This is a genomic window from Actinosynnema sp. NPDC050436 (assembly GCF_040655415.1).
GTDB lineage: Bacteria > Actinomycetota > Actinomycetes > Mycobacteriales > Pseudonocardiaceae > Actinosynnema.
Genome location: NZ_JBFAJV010000009.1, coordinates 226,198 through 241,051, shown reverse-complemented (window position 1 = coordinate 241,051; position 14,854 = coordinate 226,198). Strand labels below are relative to the sequence as shown.

Genomic DNA, 14,854 nt, shown 5'->3' with positions numbered 1-14,854 from the left:
CGTGAACGCCGCACCCACCACCCTCCTGGTCGGTGGCCGCATCCACTCGCCGACTTCGCCCGACGCCACCGCGATGGCGGTCACCGACGGCGTCGTGGTGTGGCTGGGCCAGGACCGGGTCGGCCGCGCGCTGCACCCGGACGCCGAGGTCGTGGACCTCGGCGGCGCGTGGGTCGCGCCGGCGTTCGTGGACGCGCACGTGCACGCCACCTCGGCGGGCCTGCTGCTCACCGGCCTGGACCTGACCGGGTGCCGCTCGCTGACCGAGCTGCTGGACGCGGTCCGGGCTGCCGAGGGACCTCTCATCTGGGGGCACGGCTGGGACGAGACGCGCTGGCCGGAGAACCGGCCGCCGACCCGCGCCGAGCTGGACGAGGCGGCCCGGGGCGCGGTGGTCTACCTGTCGCGGATCGACGTGCACTCGGCGCTGGCGTCGTCGGCGCTGGTCGCCCTCGCGCCCGGCGCGCGTGACGCGGACGGCTGGTCGGCCGAGGGCCCGCTGTCGCGCGCCTCGCACCACCACGTGCGCGGCGCGGCCAAGGACGCCATCCCGGTCGCGCAGCGGCGGGCCGCCCAGAGCGCGTTCCTGCGGCACGCGGCGTCGCGCGGGATCGCGTCCGTGCACGAGTGCGCGGGTCCCGACATCTCCAGCCGTGACGACCTGGCCGACCTGCTGGCCGGCACCGAGGGTCCGGAGGTCGTCGGCTACTGGGGGTCGCTGGAACCGGTCGACCTGCCGGTGCGCGGCCTGGCGGGCGACCTGTTCGTGGACGGCGCGCTGGGCTCGCGCACGGCCGCGCTGTGCTCGCCTTACGCGGACGCGGATACCACGGGCGCGCTGTACCTGACGGCGGACGAGATCGCCGCGCACCTTGTGACGTGCACGCAAGCGGGCTTGCAGGGCGGTTTCCACGTGATCGGCGACGCCGCCGTCGACGCCGTGGTCGACGGTTTCCGCAAGGCGGCGGCGGTGGTCGGGGTGCCGGCGCTGGCCGCGCGCCGGCACCGGCTGGAGCACGTGGAGATGATCGACGCCGCGCAGGCCGCCGAACTCGGCTCGTGGGGCGTGGTCGCGTCCGTGCAGCCGCTGTTCGACCACGAGTGGGGCGGCGCGACCGGCATGTACGTGCAGCGGCTCGGCGTGCAGCGCGGTACGGCGCTCAACCCGTTCTCGCAGTTGGCGAGCGCCGGGCTGGTGCTCGCGCTGGGCTCGGACGCGCCGGTCACCGCCGTGGACCCGTGGGCGGCGGTGCGCGCCGCCGTGCACCACCGCACCGACGGCTTCGGGATCTCGCCGCGCGCCGCGTTCACCGCGCACACCCGGGGCGGGTGGCGGGCGGCAGGCGTGGACGACGGGCTCACCGGCACGTTGCAGCCCGGCGCCCCCGCGACCTACGCGGTGTGGGAGGCGGGCGACCTGGAGGTCACCACGCCGGACTCCCGCGTGCAGCGGTGGTCGACCGACCCCCGGGCGGGCGTGCCGGGGCTGCCGTCGCTGGACGAGCCGCCGACGTGCCTGCGCACGGTGCTGCGCGGGCGCACGATCTTCGCGCGGGAGGCGTCGTGAAGGTCTTCATCTCGTGGTCGGGCGAGGAGACCCGGCCGTTCGCGGTGTTCCTGCGCAAGTGGCTGCGCGGGGTGATCCAGGCGGCCGACCCGTGGATGTCGGACGCGGACATCGCCAAGGGCCGGCTGAGCATGGCCGAACTCGGCGCGCAGTTGGCCGACGCCGCGCTGGGCGTCGTGGTGCTGACCCGTGCCAACCAGGCGTCCCAGTGGATCAACTTCGAGGCCGGCGCGATCTCCAAGAGCGTCGGCGAGTCCTCGGTGATCCCGCTGCTGCTGGACCTGGGCAAGACCGACGTGGTCGGACCGCTGAGCCAGTTCCAGGCGGTCGACGCGACCTCGCGGCACGACGTGCTGCGGATGCTCGACTCCATCAACGCCCTGCTGGCCCGCCCCCTGGAGCCGGACGTGCTCGCGCACGTCGCCGGCCGCGAGTGGGCCGGCTTCGAGGCCGCCGTCGCCGGGTTCCGCGCCGCCTGCGCCCCGACCGGCGACGAGCCGGTCCGCAGCGAGCGGGAGGTGCTCGCCGAGATCCTGGAGACGGTGCGCGCGCTCGACCGCAACGCCCGCGCGGACGCCCACCCCGGCCCGAGCCGGGCGCTGCCCACCGTCGCGCAGGCCGGTGCCACCGCGGTCGGTGGCGCGATCGGCTTCAGCGGTGGCGGTGGCGGTGGCGGCGGTGGCGGTGGCGGTGCCGTGATGTCGGGCGGCATGGCCATGATCCCGAGGAGCACGCTGCCGCCGGGCGCCCAGCGCCCAGGCTGGGGGACGCCCTCGTGGGTACCCGAGGAGACCGCCCCGGACTCGACCGGGACCACCCGGGCTGACCAGGGCTGACCCAGCGAAAGGGAGTGACGATGGCGTTGCTCGACCTCGACCCGGCGGTGGTCGCCACGGCGCGCGGTCTCGCGGCCAAGGCGGCCGAACCCGTGGTCGCCCTCGCCAAGGCGCACACGACGGTGGCCGTCGAGCGCGCGACGCTGCGCCTGGCCGGCATCACCGGCGCGGACTCCACCCACCGCGCCGGCGACGTGCCGTGGGTCAACCGGGTCGTCGACACCGTCCGCGAGCACTGCGGGCTCGAACACGGCGTCGCCCTGCCCGCGTTCCACGCGCTCGCCGAGCACGGCCTGGGCTCGCTGACCGAGCTGGCCGAGGCCACCGCCGCCGGGCAGGTCCGCTACGCCGTGCCGACCGGCGAGGACCGCACCCGGGCCGGGAAGCACGCCCGCGCCGCCGTCACCAGGGGCCTGCGCACGGTGGACCGCAACCGGATGCAGCGCGACAAGCTGGTGGCCAGGCTCGGCGACCCGCCCCGGCGCCCGTGGATCTACCTCATCGTCGCCACCGGCGACATCGACGAGGACGTCGTGCAGGCGCAGAACGCGGCCCGCGCGGGCGCGGACGTGATCGCGGTGATCCGCTCCACCGGCCAGTCGCTGCTGGACTACGTGCCCGAGGGCGCGACCCACCACGGGTTCGCGGGCACCTACGCCACGCAGGAGAACTTCCGGATCATGCGCGCGGCGCTGGACGAGGTGTCCAAGGAGGTCGGCCGGTACGTGCGGCTGACGAACTACGCGTCGGGCCTCTGCATGCCGGAGATCGCGGTGCTGGCCGGGTTGCAGCGCCTGGACATGATGCTCAACGACTCGATGTACGGGATCCTGTTCCGCGACATCAACCCGATCCGGACGTTCGTGGACCAGCGGTTCTCCCGCCAGGTGCACGCCCGCGCCGGCATCATCATCAACACCGGCGAGGACAACTACCTCACCACCGCCGACGCCGTGGACGCCGCGCACACCGTCACCGTCTCGCAGCTGCTCAACGAGCACTTCGCGCACGAGGCCGGGCTGCCCGACCACCTGCTGGGCCTGGGGCACGCGTTCGAGATCAACCCCAAGGTGCCCGAGTCGTTCCGGCTGGAGCTGGCGCACGCCCTGCTGGCCCGCGAGCTGTTCCCCGACGCGCCGCTGAAGTGGATGCCGCCGACCAAGCACATGACCGGCGACGTGTTCAACGGCTACCTGCTCGACGGGTTCTTCAACCTGGCGGGCGTGCTCACCGGCCAGTCCATCCTGCTGGTCGGCATGATGACCGAGGCCGTGGTGACGCCGTTCCTGTCCGACCGGGACCTGGCGCTGGCCAACGTCCGCTACGTGCTCGACGCGGCGGGCGGGCTCGCCGAGGACTTCCGGCCCGCGCCGGACGGCCTGATCGTCAAACGCGCCCACCAGGTGCTGGGCGAGGCCGTGGACCTGCTGGCGCGGATCGTGGACGACGGGCTGCTCGACGCCATCGCCGAGGGCACGTTCGGGCTGATGAAACGGCCCCCGGACGCGGGCAAGGGCGCGGAGGGCGTCGTGGAGAAGGCCGAGGGCTACTGCAACCCGGCCTCGGAACTGCTGGAGGCACCGTGACCGGGCACCCCGCCAAGCGCCACGTCCGCCCGTACGGCGACACCACCGGCGACGGGATGGTGCAGACCTCGTTCACGCTGCCGGTGCCGTTCGGGCCCAAGGCCGACGGCGCGGCCCAGCAGTTGGCGAACAAGATGGGCATCGACCCGGCCATGGTCGTGCACTCCCACGCCATCGGCGCGGATTTCACGTTCTTCGTCGTCTACGGGTCGGTCAAGCACGTCGTGGACCTCGACGCCGTGCGCGTGGTGGAGCGCGAGTACCCGCTGCTCTCGCCCTCGGAGATCAACACGACGGTGAAGAAGCTGTTGCGGCGCAAGCTGGTCGTGGTCGGCGGGTGCATCGGCACCGACGCGCACACGGTCGGCATCGACGCGATCCTCAACATCAAGGGGTTCGCGGGGGAGAAGGGCCTGGAGTACTACCGGGAGCTGCGGGTGGTGAACCTCGGCGCGCAGGTGTCGGTGCCCGAGCTGGTGCGCCGCGCACGGGCGGAGAAGGCCGACGCGGTGCTGGTGTCGCAGGTGGTGACCCAGCGCGACGCGCACGTGCTCAACACCCAGGAGATGTCGGCGGCCTTCCGCGAGGCGATGGGCGCCCGCCGCCCGCTGCTGATCGCGGGCGGCCCGAGGTTCGACCCGCTGATGGCGGGGGAGCTGGGCGTGGACCGCGTGTTCGGTCGCGGCACCACGCCCGGCGAGGTGGCCAGCTACCTGGTGCACGCCGTGCAGACGAAGAAGGAAGTGGCAGTGTGAGCTTGACCGAGGGCTTCAGCGTCACCCACCGCCGGTACGTGCCGCACTCGCACGCCCACTACGGCGGCAACCTGGTGGACGGCGCGTACGGGCTGGGCCTGTTCGGCGACGTGGCCACCGAGCTGCTCATCCGCACCGACGCCGACGAGGGCCTGTTCGCGGGCTACTCGTCGGTCGAGTTCGCCGCGCCGATCCAGGCCGGGGACGTGGTCGAGGCGACCGCGACCCTGGTCCGGGTGGGCACCCGGTCGCGCGAGGTCGAGTTCGAGGCCCGCGTGGTGTGCCGCTCGGCCCCGGACCGGGGACCGTCGGCGGCCGACGTGCTGGACCCGCCGGTCGTGGTCACCCGCGCGCGGGGGACGGTGGTGGTCCCGCCGCGCCCGTGACGGCGGCCGGGGGCCCGCCGGGGCCGGCTTCCGGGAGGCCGGCGACCTCGGCGGGCGGCGGGCCGGTGTGGACGACCACGAGCACGTGGGTGGCCCGGGTCATCGCCACGTACAGGTCGTTGCGGCCCCGGGGCGCGGCCAGGACGCCGGCGGGGTCGACCACGACGACCACGTCGAACTCCAGCCCCTTGGCCCGTGCCGGGGCGAGCACCGGCACGGGCGCGTCCAGCGGTTCCGGGGAGATCACGGCGATCCGCCCGTCGTGCGCCGCGACCACCGCCGCGACGGCCGCCCGCAGGTCCGTGGTCCGCACCCGCCACGGCGGTGTCCGGGCCGACCGGACCGAGGTGGGCGGCACGACGCCGGGCAGCACGGCCGCCGCCGCATCCATCACCTCGGCGGGCGTGCGGTAGTTGACGGTGAGCCGTTCGCGCCGCCACCGGTCGCCGACGTGCGGGCCCAGCACGTCCTGCCACGACGTGGCCCCGGCGGGCGTGCCGGTCTGCGCCAGGTCGCCCACCACGGTCATCGACCGGGACGGGCAGCGGCGCATCACCATCCGCCACGCCATGGCCGACAGCTCCTGCGCCTCGTCCACGACCACGTGCCCGTAGGTCCACGCCCGGTCGCCGGCGGCCCGCTGCGCGAGCGTGCCCCGCCCGGTGCCGCCGGGCACGCCCACCAGGGCGGCGGCCTCGTCGAGCAGGGGCACGTCCGACGCGGTCCACCCGCGTGCGGGCGGGAACAGCGCGCCGACGACCTCCTGGGGCGTCAGCACCGGCCAGCGGGCCGCGACCGCCGCCCGCACGCCCCGGTCGGCGAGCAGCCCGGCCCGCAGGTCGGTCAGGTCGTCCTCGGACAGCAGCGCCCGGGGACCGGTGTCGTCCGGGTCGACCACCACGCCGGCCGCCGCGAGCGCCCGCAGGTCCGCCGCGCCCAGCGACCCGTCCGCCGCGCCGCCGTCGAGCGCGTCGCCCGCGTCGGTGAGCACCACCTGCTCCATCCGTTGGGCGAGCCGCCGCGCCAGCACGTCGACCACCTCGCGCTCGAACACCAGCCGCGCCTGGTTGTGCGGCAGCCCGGACCGCCGCGCGCGGTCGGCCGCCCACCGGAACCGCTCGGCCTCCACCGGCACGGTGTGCCCCTCGAACCCGATCTCGACGGTCTCGTCGGGGATGACCACCCGCGCCCGCACCGCGTCGGCGAGCACCTCGGCCATCCGCGCGTCGCCCTTGGCCTCGGCGTCCCGCGCCGACGCGTCGGGCACGGCCACGACACCGGGGTAGAGGTCGGCGACCGTGGCGGTGACCACGCGGTCCTCGCCCAGGCCCGGCAGCACCTGGCCGATGTAGTCGAGGAACACCGGGCTGGGCCCGACCACGAGCACGCCCCGGGCGAGGAGGTTGCGGTGCAGGTAGAGCAGGTGGGCGACGCGGTGCAGGGCGACGGCGGTCTTGCCGGTGCCGGGGCCGCCCTCCACGACGAGCACGCCGGGGTGGTCGCAGCGCACGATCCGGTCCTGCTCGGCGCGCAGCGTCGTGACGATGTCGCGCATCCGCTCGCCGCGCCCGGCGGTGACGGCCGCGAGCAGCGCCGCGTCCCCCGCGAGCCCGTCGGTCGCGGGGTCGTCCGGGTCGGCGAGCAGCTCGTCGTCCAGGGCCACGACCGTGCGGCCGGTGGTGGTGATGCGCCGGCGGCGGCGCACGCCCTGCGGGTCGGCGGCGGTCGCGGTGTAGAACGGCCGGGCGGCCGGGGCACGCCAGTCCAGCAGCAGCGGGTCGTCGCCGTCGAACAGGCCGGTGCGACCGATGTGGAGGCGACCGCCCGGCCCGTCGAGGCGGCCGAAGCACAACCCGTGGCGGACCGCCTCCAGGCGGTCGCGGTCACCGGGGTGCTCGGCGGCCAGCCGGTCCAGGTGCCGGTGCAGCAGGTCGAGGTGGGCCTGCTCCCGGGCGATCTCGGCGGACCCGGCCGGCTCGGCGGTGGGGGTGGAGCGGGGCTCGGCGGCGGGCTTCGTGGGCGGCTCGGTGCTGGGCTCGGGGCGGCGCTCTGCGGTCGGCACGCGGGGCAGAGTGCCGCAGCGCGGCGGCGGGGAACAGTCTTGTTCTTTTCGCGGCCGTCAGCCGGACGGCGTCGTTCTGCTCACCCGGAGTCTCTGCCAGTATCGAGAGCGTGATCAGTCTCGATCCGGTTTCCTCGGTACCGCCCTACGAGCAGGTGCGGTCGCAGTTCGCCCGCAAGATCACCGACCGGGAGCTGGCGGTGGGCAGTCGGCTGCCCACCGTCCGCGCGCTCGCGGCGGAGCTGGGCATCGCGGTCAACACGGTCGCCCGCGCGTACCGGGAGCTGGAGGAGGCGGGTCTCATCGAGACCCGGGGCAGAGCCGGGACGGTGGTCAGCGCGGCGGGGGAGCGCAGCCGGGAACGGGTGCTGCGGGCCGCGCGCGGGTACGCGTCCACGGCGCGCGAGCAGGGCCTGACGGCCGACGAGGCGCTGGAGATCGTGCGGGCGGCCCTGGCGGACTGACCGCAGCGGGCGGGCGGCCGGCAGCGGTGCCGGACGTCCCCCGCCGTCCGGCGGGGCGGCGGGGGAGCGGGTCGGGTCAGTAGTCGCGCTTGGGCATGATCACCCACAGCACGAGGTAGATCACGAACTGCGGTCCGGGCAGCAGGCAGGAGAGCAGGGCGATCAGCCGGACGGTGTTCGGCTGCCAACCGAACCGCTCGGCCAGTCCCGCGCACACACCCGCGATCACCCGCTGGTTACGAGGTCTGGTCAACGTGGTCATGCCTCCACGATGCGCCATCCGGGCCCGTTCCGCATTGGGGTCAACCCTGATCTCCACCCCCCTGCCACCCCTACCCCGACACGGGGCCGGGTGGCCGCCGTCACCCCGGCCTCGGCGCGTGCGGCGGGCGGATCGGTCATGGCGGGGCAAGCCGGGACAAGCGCGGTGCCGGCGCTCGTGGGTTGCGTCGTCTACCGGCGGTCGTCGTCCGGGGCCGTACCCGGCCCTCGTAGGCTGATCGGGTGGTCGCTCCCCCCATCGCGCCGGGTCAGCCCGCCGCCGACAGCCCGTCCTCCCGCCGTCGCCGGGACGTGCGCGGCACCCTGCTGAGGGTCGTGCTCGCGGCGGCCGGCGGCGGCCTGGTGTTCCTCAGCTTCCCGCCGCGCACCGCGTGGTGGCTCGCGCCGATCGGGTTCGCGGTGCTGGGCGTGCTGCTGCACGGCCGGCGGATGCGCGCCGGGTTCGGGTTCGGCGTGGTGTGGGGGCTGGCGTTCATGGCCCCGCTGCTGCGCTGGACCGGCGAGTTCGTCGGGTTGATCGCCTGGCTGCCGCTGGCGCTGCTGTGCGCGCTGCTGATCGGCGTGGGCACGGCGCTGATGGCGCGGGTGTCGACGTTGCCCGCCGCGCCGCTGTGGATGGCGCTGCTGTGGGTGGCCGACGAGCTGCTGCGCGGGGTGTTCCCGTTCGGCGGGTTCCCGTGGGGCAAGATCGCGTTCGGCCAGCCCGAGGGCTGGTACCTGCCGCTGGCCTCGCTCGGCGGGGCGCCGCTGGTCGGGTTCGCGGTGGCGCTGACCGGGTTCGGGCTGGCGTGGCTGGGCCGCTCCTGGCGGCTCGCGCTGCCGCTGGCGGTGCTGCCGCTGGCGGGCGGGCTGGTGACGGCGCCGTTCGTCGGGACCGCGCCCGACCAGGGGACGGTGGTGGTCGCGGCGGTCCAGGGCAACGTGCCGCGCGCCGGGCTGGACTTCAACGCCCAGCGCCGGGCGGTGCTGGACAACCACGTGGACCGGACGCTGGAGCTGGCGCGGGCCGTGGCCGAGGGCCGGGAGCGGCAGCCGGACCTGGTGATCTGGCCGGAGAACTCCTCCGACATCGACCCCTTCCGCAACGCCGACGCGGCGGAGCGGATCGACCGCGCCGCCAAGGCGGTCAAGGCCCCGATCGCGGTCGGCGCGGTGGTGGTGGACCGGTCGGACGGCCTGCCGCGCAACACCGTCGTGCTGTGGGACCCCGAGCGGGGTCCGGTCGACACCTACACCAAGCGGCAGTTGCAGCCCTTCGGCGAGACGATGCCGATGCGCTCGTTCTTCCGGATCTTCAGCGAGGCGGTGGACCGGGCGGGGACGTTCCAGCCGGGCACCGACCCGGAGGGCTTCGCGATGGGCGGGGCGGAGGTGGCGCTGGACACCTGCTACGAGGTGGCGTTCGACGGCGTGGTGCGCGACTCGGTGCTGGCGGGGGCGAACCTCATCGCCATCCCGACCAACAACGCGACGTTCGGCTTCACCGAGATGACCTACCAGCAGTTGGCGATGTCGCGGGTGCGGGCGGTGGAGCACGGCAAGGCCGTGGTGGTGGCGGCGACCAGCGGGGTCAGCGCGATCGTGCAGCCGGACGGCGCGGTGACGCGGCGGACCGGCATGTTCACCCCCGACGCTCTGGTCGCGGAGTTGCCGCTGCGCGGGGAGGCTACTCTGGCCACCCGGTTCGGCGCGTGGCCGGAGTGGGTGATGACCGCTCTGGGCCTGCTGGCCGTGGCGCTCGGCTCGACCGTGCGACGCTTGACAGTGAAACGACGAGGATCGCGTCCGGCCCCTGGTGCGGGGACCGGCGAGGAGGAAACGGATGGCGGACCAGCAGGCGCAGCCTGACCGCGAGCTCGGGCCGGTGCTGGTGGTGATCCCGACCTACAACGAGCGGGACAACATCGGGAAGATCGTGAAGCGGCTGCACGCGGCGCTGCCGAAGGTGCACGCCCTCGTGGTCGACGACGGCAGCCCGGACGGGACGGGGGACCTGGCCGACGAGATGGCCGCCGCCGACGACCGCGTGCACGTGCTGCACCGCACCGAGAAGGCGGGGCTGGGCGCCGCGTACGTGGCGGGCTTCCGGTGGGCGCTGGAGCACGGCTACGACGTCGTGGTGGAGATGGACGCGGACGGCTCGCACGCGCCGGAGGACCTGCCCCGGCTGCTGGACGCGCTGCGCGACGCCCACCTGGTGCTGGGCTCGCGGTACGTGCCGGGCGGCAGCACGGTGAACTGGCCGTGGCTGCGGCAGCTGATCTCGCGGGGCGGCAACGTCTACTCGCAGCTCGCTCTGGGCACGAGTGTGAAGGACATCACCGGCGGCTACCGGGCGTTCCGGGCCGAGGTGCTGCGCCGGCTGAAGCTGGAGACGGTGGCCTCGCAGGGCTACTGCTTCCAGATCGACCTGGCGTGGCGGGCGATCGAGCTGGGCTACCGGGTGGTGGAGGTGCCGATCACCTTCACCGAGCGTGAGCTGGGCGAGTCGAAGATGAGCGGCAACATCGTGCGGGAGGCCCTGCTGCGGGTCACGAAGTGGGGCCTGCGCCGCCGCTACACGCAGCTGCGCGACTTGTTCGCGCCGAAGCCGAGGACCGGGGCGAACCGCTAGCGGCGTCCGGTCCCGGACCTGTCGGGACGTGCGAGGAGGGGCCTGCCGATCCGATCGGCAGGCCCCTCCCGACGTCGGTGGGCGGTCAGGCGGTGCGGGTGCGCCGGCCCCTCAGCTCCTCCAGCCGCTCGTCCAGGAGCTCCTCCAGCTCCGGGATGGTGCGCCGCTCCAGGAGCATGTCCCAGTGCGTGCGCGGCGGCTTGACCTTCTTCGCCTCCGGCTCCGCGCCGTCGATGATCTTGGACTCCGTGCCGTGGAGACGACACTCCCAGGTGTGCGGGATCTCGGCGTCGTCGGAGAACGGGACCTCGAAGTCGTGGTTCTTGGGGCAGGCGTACCGCACCGACCGGCGCGGGGCGAGGTCGTGATTGCGGTCGGTCTCGTAGCTGACTGCTCCGAGCCGGCTACCCCGTAGAACGCGGTCGGCCATGGCGGTGTCCTTTCGCTCGGCTCAGGGCCGGGGCCCAGGCTGGTGCTCACCGAGTGCAACGATCGGACTGCTCCGTTCGTTCCCGGCTTTGCGGTCATGGTCGCCCACAGTGACGTCTTTCACCCGTCAACGAAGGCTTCCTCCTAAGGGATGCAATCGCGGCGAGATCGTGACGCGTTATCAAGCTGTCGGGCTACTTCATCACACTGATGGAGCAGTACCGGCAGAAGGTGTGCGGCTGCGACAGCTTAGACCGAACACGTAGGGCGATGGTGCGGCGGGTTTAACTCGGCGGTAGTGACGGCCGTCATGCTTGCGGTCACGGAACGTTATTTCGGTGCGGTTCGGTCTGGCCGCCACGCTGCGTGCCCGTACGGGCGTGCAGCGTGGTGACCGTCTCCTGGGGTCACCCGTCCGGCTCGCACCCAAACGTTGGTCCGGTCACTTTATTCCAATAATGATTTCAGTGTGGACTTAAAGATCAGCTTCCAGCCCGGTCGACGAGCCGGTCGAGGAAGACCCGCTGGGCCGTGACGAGCTTCGCCCCGGCCTCGGCCAGGGGCACCCAGGCCACCCGGTCGACCTCCGGGTACTCGCGCAGCACGCCCGAGCCCCGGGGCCACTCCAGCTCGAAGGTGCCCGGGACCACGTGGTCGGGGTCCAGGTCGCCTTCCAGCGCCCAGACGTGCACGACCTTGCCGCCGGACTGCCGGACCTCGCCCAGGGCCACCAGCCCGCCGTCGGGGACCGGCAGCCCCAACTCCTCGGCGAACTCCCGGCGGGCGGTGTCCTCCAGCGGCTCGTCGCCCTCCGGCTCGCCCTTGGGGATCGACCAGGCCCCGGCGTCCTTGCGCGCCCAGAACGGGCCGCCCATGTGGCCGATGAGCACTTCGACGCCGTCGGGGGTGCGGCGGTGCAGCAGGATGCCCGCGCTGATCTTCCCTGTCACGCGCACAGTGTGGCGGGTCGGGCGGCGGGGGCGTGGGTCGAGTCCGGTCGGGGCGCACGCCGGTTGGACGTCGCCGCACGCCGCCGGGTCGTGCGCGGCTTCGGTTCCCCGCACGGCGTGGGTCAGGTGAGGCTGAGCTGGCGGCCGTTGACGGGGTGGGGGCCCAGCTCGCCGGTGCGGTAGTGGCGGCGGCACAGGACCTGGTAGCGGACCTCGTCGGCGGTCGGGGCGGTGTCGGCGACCAGCACCGTGTCGCCGGCGCGGACCAGCTCGCCGTCGTGCACGCGGGCGTTGAACCGGCCGGGGTGGCCGCACCAGCACAGCACCTCGACCTGGATGGCGTTGAGCTCGTCGGCGAGCTCGAACAGCCGGCGGGAGCCGGGGAACATGGCGCTGCGGAAGTCGGTGGCCAGGCCGAAGCAGTAGACGTCGACCTGGGCGTCGTCGGCCAGTTCGGCGAGCTGGTCGACCTGGTCGGCGGACAGGAACTGGGCCTCGTCGACGATGACGTAGTCGACCCGGGTGCCCTCGGCCCAGCGCTGCCGGACCACCGCGCACAGGTCCATGTCCTCGTGCACCTCGACGGCGTTGCGGGCCAGGCCCATCCGGCTGGAGATGGTGGGGGTGCCGGACCGGTCGTGGCGGACCAGGAGCAGGCCGCTGCGGCCCTGGCGGGCCTGGTTGTGGTCGATCTGGAGGGCGAGGGTGGACTTGCCGCAGTCCATCGGGCCGAAGAAGAAGCGGAGCCGGCCGGTGGGGGCGACGCCGCGTCGCGCACCGGCGGCCGGCACGGAGGACAGGGCGTCGGTCGGGTCGGTGCTGGGGTTCGTGGGCTCCACGGCGGGCCACCTTAGTGGGGGTGGTGCGGCCGGTCGGCGTGTGGATCTCCGCGTCGCGGCGGGTTCGCGGGGCGGGAGGCCGTGCGGGATTGGTCCGGTCGATGCTGTTTTCGTCGTGGTCCTGGTCGGGAGCCGGTGGGTGCGGGAAAGTCCGGGGTGGCCCGTCGTCGGTTTCCAGGTCGGCCCGGGGGAGTGGGCGCCGCCGACGTCGCGTGGAATTCTCGAAAAGGGAATTCCGGGTACCGGAAAGGGGATTGCCGTGGTGTTGCGAAGATTCGCGGCGGTGGCGTGCGCGGCGGCGCTGGTCGTGGCGCCGGGGGTGGCGTCCGGCCTGGTCGGGGCGGCGTCGGCGGGCGTGGGGGCGGTGCGGAAGGCGGCGCAGCCGAGTTTTCCGTACCGGCTCGTGCCGACGCCGGGACAGGACTTGGAGCTTGTCGTCCCGAATCTGGGGTTTCGGGACTGCCTCGACCTGGAGAACATGACGGGCTCGTACGTCCTGCATTGGCAGTGTCACAGCCAGACGAACCAGCGGTGGCGATTCGTCGATGCCGGTGACGGTTATTGGGCGATCAAGCCGCTGGGGTTCCCGGCGGACTGCGTGGACGTCGAGGGCGTGACGGGGCCGTACGTGGTGCGGTGGCCGTGCCACGGCGGGGCGAACCAGTCGTGGGACATCTGGGTGGTGACCACGAACGCGGCGCGGGTGTCGCCGAGGTCGAACCGGGCCACGTGCCTGGATGCGACGTTCCCCGATGCGCGCGTGGTCGTGCTGCCGTGCGACGACCGCAAGTCGACCCAGGCATGGGGCATCGCGCGCTGAGGCTCCGGCCGGCGGTGGTCGGATGGTCGATCTCTGTTGTCGTGCACTATTTCTTCAGTGATCACCAAGAATAAATCACACACCTCTGGTTGGCGACCATCCCCGCCCAAAACAGAACACGACAGCCCGGAACAGGCTCTGCACGTGGACGAGATATACCGCTTTGCGATATAACCTGCGGCGTGAGAGGTATCTCAGAGCAGGCGTTCCTGGTGCTCACGGCGTTGGCCGAGGAGCCGTTGCACGGGTACGCGATCGTGCGGTCGGTGGAGGTCCTGTCCGAGGGCCGGGTGGTGCTGCGGGTCGGCACGCTCTACGGCGTGCTGGACCGGATGGTCGCCGACGGGTGGGCGGTGCGGGACCGCGAGGAGGTCCACCAGGGCCGGCTGCGGCGCTACTACCGGCTGACCGACGTCGGGGTGCGGGTGCTGTCGGCCGAGGTGGCGCGGCTGTCGGCGAACGTGCGGGCCGCGTCGTCGGTGTTGCGGGCGAGGGAGGCTCGGTGAGCTCGAACCTGGAGCGCCGGTACCGGTCGCTGTTGCGGGTGCTGCCCGGGTGGTACCGGGCGGAGCGGGAGGAGGAGATGGTCGGGCTGTTCCTCACCGACCGGGACGACGACCTGGACCGGGAGCACGGCTGGCCGGGGTGGGACGAGGCGTTCGCCACGGTGGGGTTGGCGGTGCGGGTGCGGTTCCGGGAGCGCAGCCCGGCCGGGGACGCGGCGCGGCTGGTGGCGTTGGTCGGCCTGGCGGGTCACGTGGTGCTGGCGGCGCAGGGCGTGGCGACGGCGGTGCGGTACGGCGGGAGCCCGGCGGTGTGGTTCGACGCGCTGGCGGTGGGGGCGTTCGCGGCGGTGGTGACGGGCCGGTGGGCGTGGGCGCGGTGGCTGGCGCTGGTGTCGGCGGTGGTGGCGGTCGGCTCGGCGGTGCTCGCGCCGGGGGTGTCGTCGTGGTGGGCGGTCCAGTCGGCGCTGCCGGCGGTGGTGACGGCGGTCGCGGTGTGGCTGGGCTTCCACCGGGAGGCTCCGGCGGTGCCGAGGGCGCGGCGGTGGGTCGCGGTGTCGGCGGTGGGCGCGGTGCTGGGCGCGGCGGTGGCGTGGGTGTTCGCGTTGTCGCTGGTGGTGTGGGCGGCGGCGTGGCTGATCACCACGGCTGTGGTGGTGGTGTCGCGGCCGTGGGCCGGTGCGCCGGCGGGTCGTTCGGCACCGGCCGGCTGAGCTTCCCGTACCACGGGGGTGGCCGGCGGACTCCCCGCCGGCCACCCC

At 73.8% G+C, this 14,854-nt stretch carries 16 protein-coding genes; 11 read left to right on the top strand and 5 right to left on the bottom strand.

The features are described 5' to 3' along the window. Window position 1 precedes the first annotated feature (1 nt). Genes AB0I60_RS22755 through AB0I60_RS22735 form a run of 5 tightly spaced genes read left to right on the top strand, consistent with a single transcriptional unit; the run spans window position 2 to window position 5,130 of the window. Window positions 2–1,567: an amidohydrolase gene (locus AB0I60_RS22755; RefSeq protein WP_360732864.1), complete on the top strand. Its 1,566-nt coding sequence runs from the start codon at window positions 2–4 to the stop codon at window positions 1,565–1,567. After that, window positions 1,564–2,403, top strand: coding sequence for a toll/interleukin-1 receptor domain-containing protein (locus AB0I60_RS22750; protein ID WP_360732710.1), 840 nt, complete (start codon window positions 1,564–1,566; stop codon window positions 2,401–2,403). The genes AB0I60_RS22755 and AB0I60_RS22750 overlap by 4 nt, the downstream gene beginning before the upstream one ends. 20 nt (window positions 2,404–2,423) lie before the next feature. Further along, entirely contained in the window at window positions 2,424–3,989 is a 1,566-nt protein-coding gene (locus AB0I60_RS22745) for a lysine 5,6-aminomutase subunit alpha (protein WP_360732708.1), read from the top strand. Then, the gene (locus AB0I60_RS22740; protein ID WP_360732707.1) at window positions 3,986–4,744 is read left to right on the top strand and encodes an OAM dimerization domain-containing protein; all 759 of its coding nucleotides are present in this window, start codon (window positions 3,986–3,988) and stop codon (window positions 4,742–4,744) included. Before AB0I60_RS22745 ends, AB0I60_RS22740 begins: the two co-directional genes overlap by 4 nt. Beyond that, complete coding sequence (locus tag AB0I60_RS22735) at window positions 4,741–5,130, top strand: hotdog domain-containing protein (protein WP_360732705.1); 390 nt, start codon at window positions 4,741–4,743, stop codon at window positions 5,128–5,130. The genes AB0I60_RS22740 and AB0I60_RS22735 overlap by 4 nt, the downstream gene beginning before the upstream one ends. On the opposite strand, the gene AB0I60_RS22730 is transcribed toward AB0I60_RS22735, so the two are convergent. Continuing rightward, on the bottom strand, window positions 5,087–7,060 hold the full coding sequence (locus tag AB0I60_RS22730) for an ATP-binding domain-containing protein (RefSeq protein WP_360732862.1): 1,974 nt from the start codon (window positions 7,058–7,060) through the stop codon (window positions 5,087–5,089). The genes AB0I60_RS22735 and AB0I60_RS22730 overlap by 44 nt on opposite strands. A 242-nt stretch (window positions 7,061–7,302) precedes the next feature. On the opposite strand from AB0I60_RS22730, the gene AB0I60_RS22725 reads away from it, so the two are divergent. Continuing rightward, window positions 7,303–7,656 carry a GntR family transcriptional regulator gene (locus tag AB0I60_RS22725; RefSeq protein ID WP_360732703.1) on the top strand — a complete coding sequence of 118 codons (354 nt, stop codon included), beginning with the start codon at window positions 7,303–7,305 and terminating at the stop codon, window positions 7,654–7,656. 76 nt (window positions 7,657–7,732) lie between these two features. On the opposite strand, the gene AB0I60_RS22720 is transcribed toward AB0I60_RS22725, so the two are convergent. Further along, the gene (locus AB0I60_RS22720) at window positions 7,733–7,918 is read right to left on the bottom strand and encodes a PspC domain-containing protein (RefSeq protein WP_360732702.1); all 186 of its coding nucleotides are present in this window, start codon (window positions 7,916–7,918) and stop codon (window positions 7,733–7,735) included. 242 nt (window positions 7,919–8,160) lie between these two features. Here AB0I60_RS22720 and lnt point away from each other — a divergent pair, with 242 nt between their 5' ends. Together lnt and AB0I60_RS22710 are read left to right on the top strand one after the other, a co-directional pair. After that, on the top strand, window positions 8,161–9,786 hold the full coding sequence (gene lnt / locus AB0I60_RS22715) for an apolipoprotein N-acyltransferase (RefSeq protein WP_360732700.1): 1,626 nt from the start codon (window positions 8,161–8,163) through the stop codon (window positions 9,784–9,786). Next, complete coding sequence (locus tag AB0I60_RS22710; protein WP_360732698.1) at window positions 9,761–10,552, top strand: polyprenol monophosphomannose synthase; 792 nt, start codon at window positions 9,761–9,763, stop codon at window positions 10,550–10,552. Before lnt ends, AB0I60_RS22710 begins: the two co-directional genes overlap by 26 nt. Window positions 10,553–10,637: 85 nt before the next feature. On the opposite strand, the gene AB0I60_RS22705 is transcribed toward AB0I60_RS22710, so the two are convergent. The 3 genes from AB0I60_RS22705 to AB0I60_RS22695 all read right to left on the bottom strand — a co-directional run bounded on the left by AB0I60_RS22705 (window position 10,638) and on the right by AB0I60_RS22695 (window position 12,770). Then, window positions 10,638–10,982 carry an RNA polymerase-binding protein RbpA gene (locus AB0I60_RS22705; protein WP_360732696.1) on the bottom strand — a complete coding sequence of 115 codons (345 nt, stop codon included), beginning with the start codon at window positions 10,980–10,982 and terminating at the stop codon, window positions 10,638–10,640. A gap of 481 nt (window positions 10,983–11,463) precedes the next feature. After that, on the bottom strand, window positions 11,464–11,931 hold the full coding sequence (locus AB0I60_RS22700; RefSeq protein WP_360732694.1) for an NUDIX domain-containing protein: 468 nt from the start codon (window positions 11,929–11,931) through the stop codon (window positions 11,464–11,466). Window positions 11,932–12,053: 122 nt separating this feature from the next. Then, window positions 12,054–12,770, bottom strand: coding sequence for a thymidine kinase (locus AB0I60_RS22695; protein WP_360732692.1), 717 nt, complete (start codon window positions 12,768–12,770; stop codon window positions 12,054–12,056). A 259-nt stretch (window positions 12,771–13,029) separates the two neighbouring features. On the opposite strand from AB0I60_RS22695, the gene AB0I60_RS22690 reads away from it, so the two are divergent. From AB0I60_RS22690 to AB0I60_RS22680, 3 genes are all read left to right on the top strand, one after another. Then, window positions 13,030–13,590 carry a ricin-type beta-trefoil lectin domain protein gene (locus AB0I60_RS22690; protein ID WP_360732691.1) on the top strand — a complete coding sequence of 187 codons (561 nt, stop codon included), beginning with the start codon at window positions 13,030–13,032 and terminating at the stop codon, window positions 13,588–13,590. 182 nt (window positions 13,591–13,772) lie between these two features. Then, the gene (locus tag AB0I60_RS22685) at window positions 13,773–14,096 is read left to right on the top strand and encodes a PadR family transcriptional regulator (RefSeq protein ID WP_360732689.1); all 324 of its coding nucleotides are present in this window, start codon (window positions 13,773–13,775) and stop codon (window positions 14,094–14,096) included. Then, window positions 14,093–14,806, top strand: coding sequence for a hypothetical protein (locus AB0I60_RS22680; protein WP_360732687.1), 714 nt, complete (start codon window positions 14,093–14,095; stop codon window positions 14,804–14,806). Before AB0I60_RS22685 ends, AB0I60_RS22680 begins: the two co-directional genes overlap by 4 nt. Window positions 14,807–14,854: the final 48 nt, after the last annotated feature.